We start from the raw sequence: 16386 nt of genomic DNA on the forward strand, positions 1-16386 counted from the left end.
TGCACATATTACCAATCTGCAGGCAGAACAGACATAAGGGCACGACGACAAGAGCCCTGTATATTTGCACTTGAGAGAGCAGCCAGCCTCTCAAAATGCTCCATAGCGAATCCTGGCAAGCAGACGCTCCAGAAATTGGCGACTTTTGAACTTGGGTTTGCGCGCCACCTGCTCGATGTCGCTCATGTCCATGAGCCGCTGACGCGCCAGGATGGGCCTCACCATGAATCCCCTGACCTTCGGCAGCAGCACCTCGGAGTAGTACCAGTCGAGCGGCAGCCCCGACTGTGGGGCCTCGGCGAGAATCCGCTCGTAGAGCTCCGCCTTGACCATATAGGCATGCGTCAGGCGCACGCGCGTAACCGAGAGCAGATTCGCGGCGACCTTCCGCTTCGTCCCGCCCTTCTTGAAGGTGCCGCCCAGGTACAGCATGTCCCATTCCCGTCCCAACAGCTGGGCTTGTACACGCTTGAGCACGGCCCGGGTGTAGGGTTCGAACTCGCAGTCATCCTCCATGATCAGCACCGCCGGCCAGCCGTTCTCCTTGGCCCGGGCGATCACGCCGAGATGGCTGCGCATGCAGGCCCAGGTCGCCAGCAACTTGTGCTCGAACTCAGCCCCCTCGCCATCGACGCGAAGCAGGAAGTCCCGCAACGCCTGGGGCGGCCGATCATCGCCCAAGTGATGCAGGGAAACTGCGGAAAAACGTTCGGCCTGCACCTCCATGCCACGCAAAGACGCCTCCATGCGAGCCCAACGGTCCGGCCTGCTGTCCAGATTGATGACGCAGGCAAAGTCAAACGGCCAGCTCACTGTGTAATCCTCGATTGAAAGTTCGGTTCGGCCCGGCTCAGGAAATGGAACCGTCAAGTGCCTGGCACGGGATCGGTTCCGTCCGCAACAGGCGGCCAAGCAGTTCGATGGTTTGTTCCGTACCACGAACACCATGGGCCAGATGATATTCAGCGAACTCCCGGGCCCTATCGAGGCTTGGAAGATAATGTTGCTCAATCCAGGCCACACGCGCCGTCAATGCTGCGAGGGAGTCGATCCGCGTACCGAAAAAGTGTTCCTGGGCAAAGATGTCCCGATCGTCACCGGCATTGACATAGATGACCGGCCGCTGCGCCAAAGCCGCCTCGACCACCGCGTTGGACATGATGTTGACCACCACGCTGGCCCGCCCGAGGGCCTCGGCCAGGCTGCAGCCGGCCGGCAGAACCTCGATGTGGGCGTGCTGCGCGGCCGCCCCCTGCCAGAAGGGCACCTTGCTGCGCGGATGGGCCTTGATCAGCACCCGGTACTGCGGATTGTCCGCGGCCCAGTCTCCGAGCAGCGCATAGGTGCGCCGGTAGCCCTCCTCCTTCTCCTTGTCGGGACCGACCCCCAGAATCAGCAGGGTGCGCAGCGCCGCGTCGGCCGGCAGCAGGTCGTAGGCGCGGTCGATCATGTGCGAGCCGGACAGCACCGCCTGAGTGTCGCCAAAGCGCAGGGCCCGGGCGCGCAGCGCATCCAGCGAACTCTGTCCGAACAGGAAGTAGTAGTCGTAGTCGGTCATGCCCAGACGACGCGAGCTCTCCAGGGTCGTGGCGTGGGCCAGATGCACCAGCGGACGACCGCGACGATTGAGCGACAGGCGCAGGAAGGGGCTGCACAGGCTGCCGTTGCGGTCGTTGATCAGCAGCCGGGGGTCGTAGCGCTCGACCAGCCATTCGGCGTAGGCAGCGTAGCCGAAATAGCGCAGCGGCACCGGCTGCGGCGGGCGCGCCAGCAGGCGTCCGGCGATGACCGCCTGCGGATCTTCCTGGGCGATCTCGATCAGGTGATGGCCGGCGCCGCGCAGGGCCGCAATCAGGTGCTTCTTGCGCTGCAGCGGGATCACCTTGGGCGCGCCCTGCAGCAGCAGGAAGTCGCAGGACTCGCTTTCACGGCTGGCTTTCGACAGGCCAAGGTGTGCCCGTATGCCGAATATCAGGTCGAGCAGCGCCTCGCGGCCGAAACGCAGTGCAGCACCCGGCCAGGCGTGGCGCTCGCGCAGCACCCGCCAGCGATAGCGATCCAGCATGCGGGCCTTGCGCGCCCAGGCGCCTTCGGCCGGCGGGTCGATGCGAATGGGTTCGGCCATGAGGTCAGTCCAGCACGAAGGGCGCGACCATCGGCAGTGCCCAGAAGCGCCGGGCCACCGTCTGGTCGGAGAAGCGCTCCTGCAGGCGTCGCTCCATGGCCTGCGCGCAGGCGGCGCGGGCGGCCTCGTCGAGGCCGGCGAGGTGCACCACCAGTCCCGCTGCCAGCGCCGCGGCGTCGCCCAGGGGAAAGAGCGCGCCGACGCCCTCGACCACCTCCCGACCGCCGCCGCAGTCGCTGGCGATCAGCGGCACGCCGGCGACCATCGCCTCCAGCAGCACCATGCCGAACGGCTCGTGGTCGGAGCTCAGGGCGAAGACGTCGAAGGCCCGGAAGTAGCGCCGGGCCTCGGGAATCTGGCCGAGAAAGCGCACCTGCCCGGCGATGCCCAGGCTGCCGGCCAGGGCCTTCAGATCGGCCTCGAGCCGGCCGCTGCCGAGGATCGCCAGCAGGCTGCCTACGGGCAGCTGCGGCAGCGCCTCGGCGAAGCCGCGCAGCAGGGTGGCCTGATCCTTGTCCGGGTGCAGACGGCCGACATTGCCGACGATCCAGGCCTCCGCCGGCAGCCCGAGCGCCTGGCGGGCCGCCTGGCGATCCACCTGAGTGGCCTTGAGGGTTTCCACATCGATGCGGTTGTAGAGGGTCTCGATACGCTCGGCCGGCCAGGACGAAAGACAGGCGCGAATGTCGTCGCGTACCGCGTCGGACACCCCGAGCAGGCTCAGGCGCTGGCGGAAGAAATGGGCGACCAGACGGCGCGACAGCCGCTGGTAGTCGCCGAAAGCATGGTGCACGCCAATGATCGGCAGGTCGCTGGCCAGCAAGGCGACGTAGGCCGGCTTGAAGCGGTGGGCGATGCACAGGCGGAAATCGCGCCCGTGCAGGATGCGCTTCAGCTTGCGCATGGCGCCGAGCTTGAGACCGCGCACCTCCTGGCTTGCATAGCCGAGGAAGATCACCTCGTCGGAGGCGCTGCCCTGCTCCGCCTCGGCGCAGGGTTCGCCGGTCAGGTAGACGGTGGTGACCTTGTATGGCGTGCCGGCGAACAGGGACGCGTACTGCCGGGCGCAGTCGAGGAAAGGCCCGTCGTAGCCGTGGCAGAACTGCAGGACCCGCGGCCCTTCAGACGGCGTCATACCAGTCCATCCCCTCCTTGACCACCAGGATATCCTGCATGATCAGGTAGCGCAGGTCCGAGCCGTAGAACATGTTCAGGGCGTCGGTCGGCGAGCAGATCATCGGCTCGCCGCGGCGGTTCAGCGAGGTGTTCAGCGACACACCGTTGCCGGTGAGGTTTTCCAGCTCCTTCATCAGATCGTACCAGCGCGGGTTGAAGCGCCGCTCGAGCACCTGGGCGCGGGAGGTGCCGTCCTCGTGGACCACTTCCGGCACGCGGCTCTTCCAGTCCTCGTGGACCTCGAAGGTGAAGGTCATGTATGGCGACGGGTGGTCGACCTTGAGCATCTGCGGGGCGACGGTATCCAGCATCGACGGGCAGAACGGCCGCCAGCGCTCGCGGAACTTGATCTGCTCGTTGATCCGGTCGGCGACGCCCGGCATGCTCGGGCAGCCGATGATCGAGCGCCCGCCAAGGGCGCGCGGGCCGAACTCCATGCGGCCCTGGAACCAGGCCACCGGATGGCCGTCGACCATGATTTTCGCGATACGTTGCTCGACGTTGTCGATCTGTTTCCAGACGGGCTTCTGCGGGTGCCTGGCGCAGGCGGCGATGACGTCCTCATTGCTGTAGGACGGGCCGAGGTAGACGTGCTCCATCTTCTCCACCGGCACACCGCGCTGGTGCGAGACATAGGCCGCGGCGCCGACCGCGGTGCCGGCGTCGCCCGAGGCCGGCTGGACGAACAGCTCCTTCACATCCGGGCGGGCGATGATCTTCTGGTTCAGCTTGACGTTCAGCGCGCAGCCGCCGGAGAAGACGATCTTGCCGGTCTCGCGGATGATGTCGCCGAGGTAGTAGTCCATCATCTGCAGCGCCAACTGCTCGAACAGCGCCTGCATGCTGGCGGCGTAGTGGATGTAGGGCTCGTCGGCGACGTCGCCCTCGCGCCTGGGCCCCAGCCACTCGATCAGTTTGGGCGAGAAGTAGTAGCCCTTGCCCTTGTCCTTGTAGCGGCGGAAACCGATGACGTTGGCGTAGTCGGTATTGATGGTCAGCTCGCCGTTCTCGAATTTGGCCAGCCGCGAGAAGTCGTAGCGGGCGGCATCGCCGTAGGGCGCCATGCCCATCACCTTGAATTCGCCGTCGAGCATCTCGAAGCCGAGGTACTCGGTGATGGCGCCGTACAGGCCGCCAAGCGAATCCGGGTCGTAGAATTCCTTGATCTTGTGGATCTGGCCGTTCTCGCCCCAGCCGAAGAAGGTGGTGGCGTACTCGCCCTTGCCATCGATGCCGAGGATCGCCGTCTTTTCCTGGAAGCCCGCGCAGTGGTAGGCGCTGGATGCATGGGCCAGGTGGTGCTCGACCGCCTCGATCCGGACCTTCTTCAGGTCGAAGCCGAGCTGCTGCAGGCACCACTGGATGCGCGTGCGGTAGCGCTTGTAACGGCGATTGCCCATCAGGATGGCGTCAAGGGCGCGGTCCGGGGCATACCAGTAGCGCTTGGCGTAGTGCCAGCGGGCCTTGTCGAACAGGCTGATCGGTGCGAAGGGGATGGCCACCACGTCGACGTCGGCCGGCTTGATCCCGGCGTGCTCCAGGCAGAACTTGGCCGATTCGTAGGGCATGCGGTTCTTCGCGTGCTTGTCGCGCACGAAGCGCTCTTCTTCGGCGGCCGCGACCAGCTTGCCGTCGATGTACAGGGCGGCGGAAGGATCGTGACTGAGGGCGCCGGAAAGGCCGAGAATCGTCAGTGCCACAGGGTCTAGCCTCTTTACTCTTCGGTGGTGCGGGCATCCGCTGCCCGCGGTAAGCGTTGGTCGAGCAGCCGGTGCAGCGCCGAGTCGGCCGGCCAGTTGCGCAAAAAGCGCGCGCGGTCCTCGGCGAAGGCGCGCGCGAAGCGGGCGGCGCCGTGATGCTGCTCCAGCGCATCGAGGTCGATCAGCAGCCAGTGGCCGTCCTGCCAGAGCAGGTTGTTACCCTTCAGGTCGCCATGGCTGATGCGCTCGCGCAGCAGGGCGGTGAACAGCCGCTCCAGCGCCAGCAGTTCCTCTTCCGGCGGCGTGCCGTCCAGATACGGCCGAAAGCGCGCGAGTATATCCTGCCCGTCGCAGTATTCGGTAATCAGGTAGGCGCGCCCGCGCAGGCCGCAGAAGCGCCGCTCCAGCACCGCCAGCGGGCGCGGCGTGGGAATGCCGAGAAAGGCCAGGCGATTGCCTGCGACCCAGCTGTGCCAGCCGCGACTGGGGCGCCAGAAGCGCTTGAGCCAGTGGGCGAAACCCTTGATGTTGTAGCGCTTGACGACCAGGGTCCGGCCGCACAGCTCGACCCGTGCCACGGTGGCGGCCCCGCCGGTCTTGTAGATATGCCCCTGATCGATGAGCGCATCGGGGGCGGCCAGAAGCGGGCGCAACAACGCCTCGCTGTCGCGTCGCTGCGCGCGCAGCCCCATGGGCCCGTGCCGCACGCTGAACAGCGTGCAGTCGCGGCCGACCTTGGCGAGGAAGTCGCGCAGCCGCCAGCGGCGTACCCGGGCCACCTCCTTGAGCAGCGCCTCCAGCGGCAGGGCGTGCTCGCCGTTGGCCAGCAGGTAGTGCACCAGCAGTTCCTCGATGAAGGGCTCCAACTCGACCGGAAACTGGGCGAAGAAGGCCCCGAGGTTCTCCAGCACCCGCTCGCGGGACAGCGGCCTGCCGGGCTCTTCTGCGTGCACCGCGCCGCCGTCGACCAGATACAGCCGGCCGTCATGGCGCAGCAGGTTGTCCAGATGCATGTCGGCCTGCCACAGTCCCTTGGCGTGCAGCCCGGCGATGGCTGTCAGAGCCTCGCCGAGCACCGCCTGCTGGCCGTCCGACAGCAGAGGCTCGCCCTCTACCGCCTGCCAGGCCTCGTTCAGGCCGTGGGCACCATCGAGGTAGTCGAACAGCAGCCATCCGCCCTCGCCCTCGAGCAGCCCTTCGGCGAGCAGCCGCGGGGTGGTCTGCTGCTGGCCGGCGAGCAGGTGCACGCCCTTCAGCTCGCGCTGGAAGTGCCGCGCCGCCTTGTCGCCGACCAGCAGCTTGGCCAGCACCCGCTGTCCGCGCCATTCGCCGCGGCCGACGTAGCGCTGCCCCGGCAGCACGCGCAGCAGGTTGTCCAGACGCAAGGTGGCCGGCCCGGCGGCATCGGCCAGCTCGACGAGCAGCGGCAGGTCCGGCTGGCGGCCGGCCTTTTTCAGCTGACACAGCTTCATCCGACGAGCTCCTTCTTGCGCTGCCGCTTCGACAGCCATTCAAACCAGCTATCCAGCCGGGCTGTCCCGCCCAGATAGGTTTCGAGCAACTGGCGCAACTCTTGCGCCTCCCAGACCGAGGCCCGGCGCAGCAGGGGGTCCAGATCCCGGATGCGGTCGCGACGGCCGAGCAGCAGGGGCCGGGTCTTCTCCAGGTCGATCAGGCAGGCTTCGCAGGCGCCGTCTGCCTCGCGCAGAAAGATGTGGTTAGGGTAGAGGCAGCGATGCATCCGCCCGGCGCCGTGCAGCCGCCGCACCAGGGCGCCGACAGCCTGAAGCATGGCTCGGCGCCGCGACGGATCGAGCGCCGGCCAATCGTCCAGATGGCTCTGCAGGTCGCGCCAGCCGTCCAGCGCCCGGGTCAGCAGGATCGCCCGCCGCTTGCCGGCCTGCCGGCGCATGCCGAAGAAGGCGGCCTGCAGGGCCGGGATGCCCAGCGTCCGATAACGACGGATGTTGCGAAACTCATGGGCGAAGGTCGGCTCGCCGAAGGGGTGTGCCAGGGTGTGGGTGAGGTGATTGGTCTGCCGCTTGAGGAAATAGGACGTTTCGCCCAACGCCAGGCGGCAGACGCTGCTCCAGCCGCCCCGCTCGAGATTCGGTTCGTCGATGGCCGGCAGCTGCAGCGCCCAGAGGGCATCGAAATTGGCCAGTCCATACCGCTCCAGCAGCAGCCGGTCTTCCATGGCGATGAAGTCGTTCATTCGCGCCCCTCGAAATACTTCAGGATCTGCCGGATACGCATCTTGTCGCTGGAGTTCAGCCGGCTGCGCCGGCGGTACTGCAGGTAGAAACGCAGGCGCTGGGTGCGCGACAGCCTGTACTTGGCCACCTTGTCCAGGCAGGCGAGATCCTTGACGATCCGCCAGCGCAGCCAGTGCCCCCACCAGAAGCCGCCCACCGGGCAGTCGATGAAGAACAGCCGTCCCTCCCCGTCGACCAGCAGGTTGCGCCACTTCAGGTCGTTGTGAACGAAGTGGTGGTCGTGCATGATCCGGGTCGCCCGGGCCAGCTGGCGGCTGACGCCGTCCACCCAGCGCCGATCGGCCAGGCGCGGATCGCCCTCCTTGGCCAGCTGCGCCAGATCCCCGGTATCGGGCAGCTCGCAGGTGATCAGGGCGCCACGCTGGAAGGCTCCGCCGCTGCGCTCCAGCCCCCAGGCGGCCAGGGGGGCGGTGGCGATGCCCCACTTGGCGAAACGCTTGAGGTTCTGCCATTCGGCCTTGACCCTCGGCCGCCCCAGGTAGCGGCGCAGGCCCTTGCCCGCCGAGCGGTAACGCTTGACGTAGTAGCGCATGCCAGCGAGCTCGACGCGGATCACGTCGGACAATGGATCCCGGGAAACCCGCTCGCCCTCCAGGGCGAAGACCGCATCCAGGCTGGCGAAAGCCTGCGCCGCCACAGGCTCCAGACCGGGGGCCAGTCGCCAGCTGCTCATAATGGATTGCCCTCCGCCGCCTTGCGCTGGAAGCGCGCCAGCAGGCGCCCGGCCTGGGCTTCCAGGCGGGCGATCAGCCGCGCCTCCTCGCGCAATATCTGGCGCAGCGGCTGACGGAAATAGCCGCGCAGAAAGCGCAGCTTGTCGCGGCGGGTCAGGCCAATGTCCAGCGCCGAGAAATACAGCGCGGCCAGATCCTTGTCGCGCCAGCGCCGCGGCGTCCGTGCGCGGGTCTGCGCACGGTGCAGGTCGATCAGCGACAGCCTCAGGCTGTCGGCCTCGATCGGCCGGTCGGTGTGCAGCAGGAAGTGACAGATATAGCAGTCGCGGTGATTCACCCCGGCGCGGTGCATGCTGGCGGTCAGCCGCGCCAGCTCGGCGATCAGCGCGTACTTCAGGCGCGGCGCCGGCGGCCGGTTCGGCCAGTCGAGGCAGAAGTCCTCCAGGCTGATGGTCGGCGCCAGCTCCTCGGTGATCAGGAAGGAATGCTGGCGCGCCGGATTGCTGCCGCGCTCGCCGAAGGCCACGGGCTGCATGGTCGGCACCCCCGCCTCGGCGAGGCGCTTGAGCGCCGTCCACTCCTGGGCGGCGCCAAGCACCGGCACCTTGGCGGTCAGCAGGTTCTTGAGAATCTCGCCCCAGCCAATGCCGCGGTGGATCTTGACGAAGTAGCCGCGCCCGGCCACCTCGATGCGCAGGGTCCGGCGGGCCTCCAGCTCGCGATAGACCCGGCCCTGCAGGCGCTCGACCTCGGCGAAGGCATCGCGCCCGGCCCAGAGGGACTTGAAGGGTTCGGAGAGGATTAGTCGCATCGGTATACATCCCAGTAGAAGCCAGCGTGCTGCTGATAGGCATCGAATCCGGACGTCGTCGGCAGACCGGCGCCTACGCCAGGCAAACGTCTCACGCGCCCTGCTCCGCCAGGATCAGGTCGGCAGCCCGCTGCGGCATGGAATAGAGGTCGGCGGTTTCGGCGTAGGCCAGGCCGTTGCGCTGGCAGAGGGCGCGCCGGTCGTCGGCGGCGAGCATGTCGGCGAGCATCCGGTTGAAACGCTCCTGGTCGAAGGGGCTGGGCAGCACCTGTCCGCAGCCGGCCTCGGCTATGTAGTGAGCATAACCACAGACGTCGGTGACCAGCACCGGCAGCCCGGAGACCAGCGCCTCGAGCAGCACGGTGCCAGTGTTCTCGTTGTAGGCCGGGTGGATCAGCAAATCGGCACCGAGCAGAAAGCGCGGGATGTCGCTGCGCCCCTTGAGGATCTCGACCCGCCCGGACAGGCCGAGTGCCTTGACTTGCAGTTGGAAGGACCGGGGGTCGTCCTGGCCGATGGCGATCAGCCGGGTACGTCTCTTCAGTGCGCCGGGCAGCGCGGCGAGCGCCTTGAGGCTGCGATCCAGCCCCTTGGTCTTGAAACCGGAGCCGATCTGCACCAGCAAGAGGTCGTCGCCGGCCAGGCCGAATTCGCGACGGAACCCGGCGCGGATCTCGCCGGCATTGGCCGGCGCGCGGCGGTCGGCGGAAATCCCCGGCGGCAGCAAATGGAAGCGTTCTGCCGGGGTGCCGTAGTGCTTGACGAACAGTGGCTGCTGCACCTCGGAGATCATCAGGATGCGGGTCTTCGACGCCGGCGCGAACACCGCGCGCTCGTAGTCGGCGAAATGCCGGTAGCGCTCCCACAGGCGGTAGAGCGGGTTACGCAGGGTCTGCGCCTTGTCCTCGTAGCAGGGGTCGGCCGCGTAATAGACATCCAGCCCCGGCATCTTGTTGAAGCCGATCACCCGCTCGACTGGACGGCGCGCCAGATCAGCCTGCACCCAGGCGGTGAAGCGCTCGTTGCGGGTATGATTGAACAGCGCTTTGACCGGGACGATCAAGACCTCGAAACCTGCCGGAATCTCACCTTCCCAGAACATGCTGTAGACACGGATGGCATGCCCGCGTCGCTGACACTCTAGGGCGATGCGCAAGAAGTCGCGCTGCAGCCCGCCGAAGGGGAAATACTTGTAGAGGATGAAGGCCAGTTGCATCAGGAAGTCCTGTCGGCAAAAGCATGGATCGGCGCCGGGCGCGCAGGCGCGAGGGGCGAAATGGCCAGCCCGGTCCGCATCAGCCCGCCGCCTCGCTCAGCAACGCCTGCAGTTCGCCGGCGACCCGCTGCGGGTCGAGGCGGCTGAAGCACACCGGCTGCTCGCGGGTCAGATCCAGCCGGCGGCGGTCCTCCTCGGTCGGCTGGTAGCCGCAGGTCTTCTGCAAGCAGGGCACGCAGGCCGGGTAGTCGCTGGTCAGATGGCGCTGGCGGCGGCCGTAGGCGCCGGTGAGACGCGGATCGGTCGGGCCGTAGAGGGAAACGGTCGGCACGTCCAGCGCTGCAGCCAGGTGACCGAGGCCGGTGTCCACCGCCACGCAGGCGCTGGCGCTGGCGAGGATTCCGGCCACGCCGGCGAGGTTGGTCCTGGGCAGCACCTCGACCGCCGCCAGCCCCTCGGCGATGCGCCCGGCGCGGGCCTGTTCTGCAGCATTGCCCCAGGGCAGGCGCACCGCCCAGCCCTGTTCGCTCATGCGCTCGGCCAGCTCGCGCCAGTAGCTTTCCGGCCAGTGCTTGCTGTCCCAGGTGGTGCCGTGGAGAAACAGCAGGTAGGGCGTGCTGGCCGGCCCGGCCAGGCGGCGGCGGTCCAGGCCGTAGTCGCCAACCGTCGCCGGCAGGGGGTAGCCCAGCGCCTGAGCGAACAGCTGGCGCACCCGCTCCACCGCGTGCTGGCCCCAGGGCACGGGATAGCGACGCTTATAGAAGAAACAGGCCAGCGGCTCACGCGCCGAGCGGCGATCCAGTCCGGCCACCGGCGCTCCGCCGAGGCGGGTCAGCCAGGCGCTCTTCAAGAGGCCCTGGGCGTCGATCACCAGGTCATAGCGGTTGTCCCCGAGGCCTTGCCGGAAACGCCGCCACTCGTCGCGGGTCGCAGCCTGCCAGAAATTCCGGCGCCAACGGCGGATGGCTACCGGGATCACCCGCTCCACCGCCGGGTGCCAGGCAGGAATCTCGGCGAAGCCCTCCTCCACCACCCAGTCGAAGCGGATGCCGGGCAGCGCCTGCGCTGCGTCGGTCAGCGCCGGCAGGGTATGGATGACATCGCCGAGCGAGGAGGTCTTGATCAGCAGTATGCGCACTCAGGGCTCCTGCAGCTGCGGGTCGGGCAAGGGATCGCCGGCGAGTCGCTGCAGGGCGTCCAGCACCGCCTGCGGCGACAGCTCGCGCAGACAGTTGTAATGGCCGAAGCGGCAGGTACGCTCGAAGCAGGGGCTGCACTCCAGGCCCAGGCGGACGATCTCCACCCGCTCGGCCAGCGGCGGGGTGAACTGCGGCGAGGTGGAGCCGTACACCGCCACCAGCGGGCGGCCCAGCGCCGCGGCCACGTGCATCAGCCCGGAATCGTTGGAAACCACCGAGTCGGCGCAGGACAAAAGGTCGAGCGCCTCGGCCAGGCTGGTTTCCCCGGCCAGGTTGGCCGTCGCCCCGCGCAGCTCGGGCGCCAGTGCCGCGCGGATCGCCTCGCCGACCGGGTGGTCGTTCTTCGAGCCGAACAGCCAGACCTGCCAGCCGGCGCGCAGCTTCGCCTCGGCCACGGCGGCATAGTGTTCGGCCGGCCAGCGCTTGGCCTCGCCGAACTCGGCGCCGGGACAGAGCGCCAGCAGCGGCCGGTCGAGCTTCAGGCCGAATTTTTCCAGCGCCGCCGCGCGGCTGACCGGATCGATCGCCAGCTGCGGACGGGGATAGGGCTGCGGCAACTCGGCGCCGGACGCGTAGGCGAGCGCCATGAAGCGCTCGATCATCAGCGGGTAGCGCTCCTTGTCCAGCCGGCGGATGTCGTTGAGCAGCCCAAAGCGCATCTCGCCGCGCCAGCCGGTGCGTTTCGGAATGCCGGCGAAGAACGGCACCAGCGCCGACTTCAACGAGTTGGGCAACAGGATCGCCTGGTCGTACTGGCCGCGCAGGCCCCGGGCGACCCGCCAGCGGGTGGCCAGCTCGAGCACGCCGTGGCCGAGCGGAAAGCTCAGTGCGCGGCGCACTTCGGGCATGCGCTCAAGGATCGGCCGGCTCCACTCGGGCGCCAGCACGTCGATCGCGCAACCAGGCAGGCACTGCTTCAGGCAGACGAACAAGGTCTGCGCCATCACCATGTCGCCGACCCAGCTGGGACCGATGATCAGGATATTCATAAACTGGAAGCCAGAAGCGGAAAGATCCGTAGGGTGGGTTAGCCGCGACAGCGGCGTAACCCACCGTCGATGTCCGCAGAAATTCTCATTGGCCGGCCCCTTGGGCCGGATGGTGGGTTACGGTCTTCGACCTAACCCACCCTACGCCTTGCAGCCTGCCGCCTGTTACTTGACCAGGGTACGCCACTCGGGATGGGCGTCGGTCTTGCCGGTGACCAGGTCGAAATAAGCACGTTGCAGCTTCTCGCTGACCGGGCCGCGGCGGCCGATACCGATCTGCCGGCCGTCCACTTCGCGGATCGGCGTGACCTCGGCGGCGGTGCCGGTGAAGAAGGCCTCGTCGGCGATGTACACCTCGTCGCGGGTGATGCGCTTCTCGACGATCTCGATGCCCATCTCGCGGGCCAGGGTCAGCACGGTGCTGCGGGTGATGCCGTTCAGACAGGCGGTGACTTCCGGGGTATAGATCACGCCGTCCTTGACGATGAAGATGTTCTCTCCCGAACCCTCGGCCACGTAGCCTTCAGGATCGAGCAGCAGGGCCTCGTCGGCGCCGCCGGAGATCGCCTCCTGCAGGGCCAGCATCGAGTTGACGTAGGCGCCGCTGGACTTGGCGCGGGTCATGGTGATGTTCACATGATGGCGGGTGAAGGAACTGGTGCGGATGCGGATGCCCTGCTCCAGCGCGTCCTCGCCCATGTAAGCGCCCCAGTGCCAGGCAGCGACGATGACGCGGACCTTCAGGCCGCTGGCGCGCAGGCCCATGCCTTCCGAGCCGTAGAAAGCCAGCGGGCGGATGTAGGCGCTGTCCAGCTTGTTCTCGCGCACCGCGGCGCGGGTCGCCTCGTTGATCTCGTCCTTGGTGAAGGGGATCTTCATGCCCATGATGTGCGCCGAGTCGAACAGGCGATCAGTGTGCGCCTGCAGACGGAAGATCGCCGTGCCCTGCGGAGTGTTGTAGGCACGCACGCCCTCGAACACGCCCATCCCGTAGTGCAGGCTGTGGGTCAGCACATGGGTGGTCGCCTCGCGCCACTGCACCAGTTCGCCGTCGTACCAGATCACACCATCACGGTCGGCCATCGACATAATTAGCCTGCTCCTCAAGAATTCGATACGTAATACACACCCAGATCGGGCAGCGCCCCTGCGCCACCCCTTCGGCAGGCCCCCTCAGGCGCCCCGCTCAGCTCAACCCCAGCTCCCGCCAGATTCGCATCACCGCACGACGTTCGTCCCGGAACTGATCGCCGCCCACCACCCCCGGCTGCTTCTGCAGGGCCAGGCGGTGAGCCGCGGCGCGATAGGCCTTGTACGCCTCCTGCAGCAGGCGAACCTCGTCGCACGGTAGCAGGCCGGCCTGCGCGAGGCCGTCCAGAATCCGGATGTTGTCGGTGTAGCGCAACAGCGCGGGATGCTGGTGCGACCAGGCGAGGGCCGCATATTGCACCATAAATTCGATATCGACGATACCGCCGGCATCCTGCTTGAGATTGAAGGGGAACGCCGCCTCGAAGGCGTTTTCCGCCGTGCCGGCGGCCGTGACCGAGGTGCCGAGGTTATCGCGCATCTTCGCGCGCATTTCGCCGACCGCGCGGCGTAGGCTATCCAGCTCGCGCGGACGGGCCAGCACCTGCACGCGCACCTGCTCGAAGGCGGCGGCCAGCCGCGGGCAGCCGACCAGCACCCGGGCACGCACCAGCGCCTGATGCTCCCAAGTCCAGGCCTCGCGCTCCTGGTAGCGCTGGAAGGCGCCGAGCGAGCTGACCAGCAGTCCCGCGTTGCCGCTCGGGCGCAGGCGCATGTCCACCTCGTAGAGCTGCCCGGAGGGGGTCTGCGCGGTGAGCAGATGGATGATGCGCTGGCCCAGGCGGGTGAAGAACTGCGCACCGTCGATCGGCTTAGCACCGTCGGTCTCGGCCTGCGGATCGCCGTCGTGGATGAACACCAGATCCAGGTCCGAGCCATGCCCCAGCTCGATGCCGCCGACCTTGCCGTAGCCGACGATGACGAAATCCGGGTCGCAGGGGCTGCCGTCGCTGCGTCTGGGGCTGCCATGGCGGGCGACCATCTGCCGCCAGGCGAGCTTCAGCACCTGGTCGAGGATCGCCTCGGCCAGCCAGGTCAGGTAGTCGCTGACCTTCATCAGCGGCAGGGTGCCGGCGATTTCCGAGGCGGCGACGCGCAGCCGGTGGGCCAGCTTGAAGTGGCGCAGCGCCTCCATCTGCTGCTCCAGGTCGTCCTCGGGGATGCGCAGCAGCAGCTCGCTCAGCTCGGCAGCCAGCTCCGCCTCCTGTGGCGGGCTGTACAGGCGCTCCTCGTTGAGCAGCTGATCGAGCAACAGGGGAAAGCGGGCGATCTGCTCGGCGACCCACGGACTGGCTGCGCAGAGGACAAGCAGGCGCTGTAGGGCGCCGGGGTTTTCCGTGAGCAGCACCAGGTAGGCGGAGCGCCGCGCCACCGCCTCGACCAGCGGCAGCACCCGCTCCAGCACCAGATCGGGGTTGTCCTGCCCCACCGCCAAGGCCAGCAGTTGCGGAATGAAGGCATCCAACCGTTCGCGGCCGAGACGCTGCATGCTGCGCACCTGGCTGCCGCCGCGCAGCGCCGCGAGGCGTTGGCAGAGCAACTGCGGATCGGCGAAGCCGGCCTCGGCAAGCTGCCGGCAGATCGACGCCTCGTCGCCAGCACTCTCCCACAGCGGCAGCCACTGAGCATCGACCGGCCGCTCGTCGGCTGCCTCGTCCTCGCCGGGAGCGGCGATCACCTGGCGGAAGTGCCAGTCGACCCGCTCGCGCCAGTGCGCCAGCCGGCCGAGGAACTCATCCCAGTCGGCGCAGCCGAGCATGCAGGCGACCCGCGCCCGGTCGAGCTCGCCGTCCGGGAGCATCTGCGTCTGGCGGTCGGCGATGGCCTGCAGGGCATGCTCCGTGTAACGCAGGAACTCATAGCCCTCGCGCAGCTCGGCCACCACTGCCGGCGGCAGGTAGCCCTGCTCTTCGAGGGTGGCCAGCACCTGCAGCAGCGGCCGCTGTTGCAGGCTCCGGTCGCGGCCGCCATGGATCAGTTGGAACACCTGAGCGACGAACTCCACCTCACGGATGCCGCCAGCGCCCAGCTTGACGTTGTCCGCCATGCCCTTGCGGCGCACCTCCTGGCGGATCAGCTGCTTCATATCGCGCAGCGCCTCGATGGCGGAGAAGTCCAGGTAGCGCCGGTAGACGAACGGCTGCAGCATCTCCAGCAGCTGGCGCCCGGCCTCGCGGTCGCCGCCGACCACCCGCGCCTTGATCATCGCATAGCGCTCCCAGTCACGCCCTTGGTCCTGGTAGTACTGCTCCATGGCGCTGAAGCTGTAGACTAAGGGCCCGCTGGCGCCATAGGGGCGCAGGCGCATGTCGACGCGGAAGACCTGGCCGTCCACAGTGATGGCATCCAACGCGCGGATCAGCTTCTGACCGAGACGGACGAAGAACTCCTGGTTGTCCAGGGAGCGCCGCCCCTCATCGGTCTCGCCGCCTTCCGGGTAGGCGAAGATCAGGTCGATGTCCGAGGACAGGTTCAGCTCGCCGGCGCCCAGCTTGCCCATGCCGAGCACCACCAGCTGCTGTGGCTGCCCGGAGCGGCGCCCGAGCGGCGTGCCGAACTGTGTGCAGAGCCGCTCGTGCAGCCAGCAGCAGGCCAGCTCGATGCAGGCGTCGGCGAGTTCGGAGAGGTCGCGGCAGGTCTCGCCCAGGTCCGCCTGGCGGCTGATGTCGCGCCAGACGATACGCAGCTGCTGGCGGCTGCGAAAGCGCCGCAGGCATCGGCCCAGCTCCTCCTCGTCCCCGCAGTTGGCGAGCAGCGCGGCGAGCTGTCCGTATAGCTCGCCCGCCGCCAGGGAGCTTTCCAGGGCGCCGCTGTCGGCCAGCTGCAGGAGCATCGCGGGATCGCGCAGTGCCTGCTCGGCGACGAACTCGCTATTCGCGCAGACTCGCGCGAAGGCCGCGCGGCGCGCCTCGGGCCAGCCGGAAAAAGGTGTCACCGGGTCGCCGCCAAGGGTGCCGACGACCCGCTCGAACGCCTCCAGGGCACGGCTGGCCAAGGCTTCCAGCGAGGCGGGCAGGGCGACCAGCCTAGGTAGGCTCATGCTTTATGTCCTGTTTCGGCCAGGCCCGTCCGCAAGCGGCTCGAAGCACAGCCATCGGAAGGATTTTACAAAAATCCTTGGGAGGGGGGCT

13 protein-coding genes are annotated in these 16386 nt (G+C 67.8%); all 13 read right to left on the reverse strand.

Features of this window, described 5'->3' with window-relative positions; translation table 11 throughout:
• Positions 1–90 precede the first annotated feature (90 nt).
• A complete protein-coding gene (locus ACYVD0_RS00135; RefSeq protein ID WP_460424940.1) occupies positions 91–747 on the reverse strand; it encodes a glycosyltransferase family 25 protein in 657 nt (218 codons plus the stop codon).
• Positions 748–850: 103 nt separating this feature from the next.
• Positions 851–2125 (reverse strand): capsule biosynthesis protein, encoded by a 1275-nt coding sequence (locus ACYVD0_RS00140; RefSeq protein WP_460424882.1) that lies wholly within the window; start codon positions 2123–2125, stop codon positions 851–853.
• A gap of 4 nt (positions 2126–2129) precedes the next feature.
• Positions 2130–3260, reverse strand: coding sequence for a glycosyltransferase (locus ACYVD0_RS00145; protein ID WP_460424883.1), 1131 nt, complete (start codon positions 3258–3260; stop codon positions 2130–2132).
• Positions 3247–5001, reverse strand: a complete 1755-nt coding sequence (locus ACYVD0_RS00150; RefSeq protein ID WP_460424884.1) for a carbamoyltransferase family protein — start codon at positions 4999–5001, stop codon at positions 3247–3249. The genes ACYVD0_RS00145 and ACYVD0_RS00150 overlap by 14 nt, the downstream gene beginning before the upstream one ends.
• Before the next feature lie 14 nt (positions 5002–5015).
• Positions 5016–6473: a BUD32 family EKC/KEOPS complex subunit gene (locus ACYVD0_RS00155; RefSeq protein ID WP_460424885.1), complete on the reverse strand. Its 1458-nt coding sequence runs from the start codon at positions 6471–6473 to the stop codon at positions 5016–5018.
• Positions 6470–7216, reverse strand: a complete 747-nt coding sequence (locus ACYVD0_RS00160) for a protein kinase family protein (protein WP_460424886.1) — start codon at positions 7214–7216, stop codon at positions 6470–6472. Before ACYVD0_RS00160 ends, ACYVD0_RS00155 begins: the two co-directional genes overlap by 4 nt.
• Positions 7213–7950, reverse strand: coding sequence for a protein kinase family protein (locus ACYVD0_RS00165; protein WP_460424887.1), 738 nt, complete (start codon positions 7948–7950; stop codon positions 7213–7215). The genes ACYVD0_RS00160 and ACYVD0_RS00165 overlap by 4 nt, the downstream gene beginning before the upstream one ends.
• Positions 7947–8762, reverse strand: coding sequence for a lipopolysaccharide core heptose(I) kinase RfaP (rfaP, locus tag ACYVD0_RS00170; RefSeq protein ID WP_460424888.1), 816 nt, complete (start codon positions 8760–8762; stop codon positions 7947–7949). The genes ACYVD0_RS00165 and rfaP overlap by 4 nt, the downstream gene beginning before the upstream one ends.
• Before the next feature lie 91 nt (positions 8763–8853).
• Positions 8854–9978, reverse strand: a complete 1125-nt coding sequence (locus ACYVD0_RS00175; protein WP_460424889.1) for a glycosyltransferase family 4 protein — start codon at positions 9976–9978, stop codon at positions 8854–8856.
• Positions 9979–10057: 79 nt separating this feature from the next.
• On the reverse strand, positions 10058–11116 hold the full coding sequence (waaC, locus tag ACYVD0_RS00180; RefSeq protein WP_460424890.1) for a glycosyltransferase family protein: 1059 nt from the start codon (positions 11114–11116) through the stop codon (positions 10058–10060).
• A complete protein-coding gene (waaF, locus tag ACYVD0_RS00185) occupies positions 11117–12166 on the reverse strand; it encodes a lipopolysaccharide heptosyltransferase II (RefSeq protein ID WP_460424891.1) in 1050 nt (349 codons plus the stop codon).
• 165 nt (positions 12167–12331) lie between these two features.
• Positions 12332–13255 (reverse strand): branched-chain amino acid aminotransferase, encoded by a 924-nt coding sequence (locus ACYVD0_RS00190; RefSeq protein WP_460424892.1) that lies wholly within the window; start codon positions 13253–13255, stop codon positions 12332–12334.
• 97 nt (positions 13256–13352) lie between these two features.
• A complete protein-coding gene (glnE, locus tag ACYVD0_RS00195) occupies positions 13353–16295 on the reverse strand; it encodes a bifunctional [glutamate--ammonia ligase]-adenylyl-L-tyrosine phosphorylase/[glutamate--ammonia-ligase] adenylyltransferase (RefSeq protein ID WP_460424893.1) in 2943 nt (980 codons plus the stop codon).
• Positions 16296–16386: the final 91 nt, after the last annotated feature.

This window comes from Azotobacter armeniacus, assembly GCF_054779355.1.

Coding starts and splice junctions, on each gene's coding strand:
- ACYVD0_RS00190 (WP_460424892.1), bottom strand. CDS start 13,255: ATGTCGATGGCCGACCGTGATGGTGTGATCTGGTACGACGGCGAACTG.
- waaF (WP_460424891.1), bottom strand. CDS start 12,166: ATGAATATCCTGATCATCGGTCCCAGCTGGGTCGGCGACATGGTGATG.
- ACYVD0_RS00160 (WP_460424886.1), bottom strand. CDS start 7,216: ATGAACGACTTCATCGCCATGGAAGACCGGCTGCTGCTGGAGCGGTAT.
- rfaP (WP_460424888.1), bottom strand. CDS start 8,762: ATGCGACTAATCCTCTCCGAACCCTTCAAGTCCCTCTGGGCCGGGCGC.
- ACYVD0_RS00140 (WP_460424882.1), bottom strand. CDS start 2,125: ATGGCCGAACCCATTCGCATCGACCCGCCGGCCGAAGGCGCCTGGGCG.
- glnE (WP_460424893.1), bottom strand. CDS start 16,295: ATGAGCCTACCTAGGCTGGTCGCCCTGCCCGCCTCGCTGGAAGCCTTG.
- ACYVD0_RS00165 (WP_460424887.1), bottom strand. CDS start 7,950: ATGAGCAGCTGGCGACTGGCCCCCGGTCTGGAGCCTGTGGCGGCGCAG.
- ACYVD0_RS00135 (WP_460424940.1), bottom strand. CDS start 747: ATGGAGGCGTCTTTGCGTGGCATGGAGGTGCAGGCCGAACGTTTTTCC.
- ACYVD0_RS00155 (WP_460424885.1), bottom strand. CDS start 6,473: ATGAAGCTGTGTCAGCTGAAAAAGGCCGGCCGCCAGCCGGACCTGCCG.
- ACYVD0_RS00145 (WP_460424883.1), bottom strand. CDS start 3,260: ATGACGCCGTCTGAAGGGCCGCGGGTCCTGCAGTTCTGCCACGGCTAC.
- ACYVD0_RS00175 (WP_460424889.1), bottom strand. CDS start 9,978: ATGCAACTGGCCTTCATCCTCTACAAGTATTTCCCCTTCGGCGGGCTG.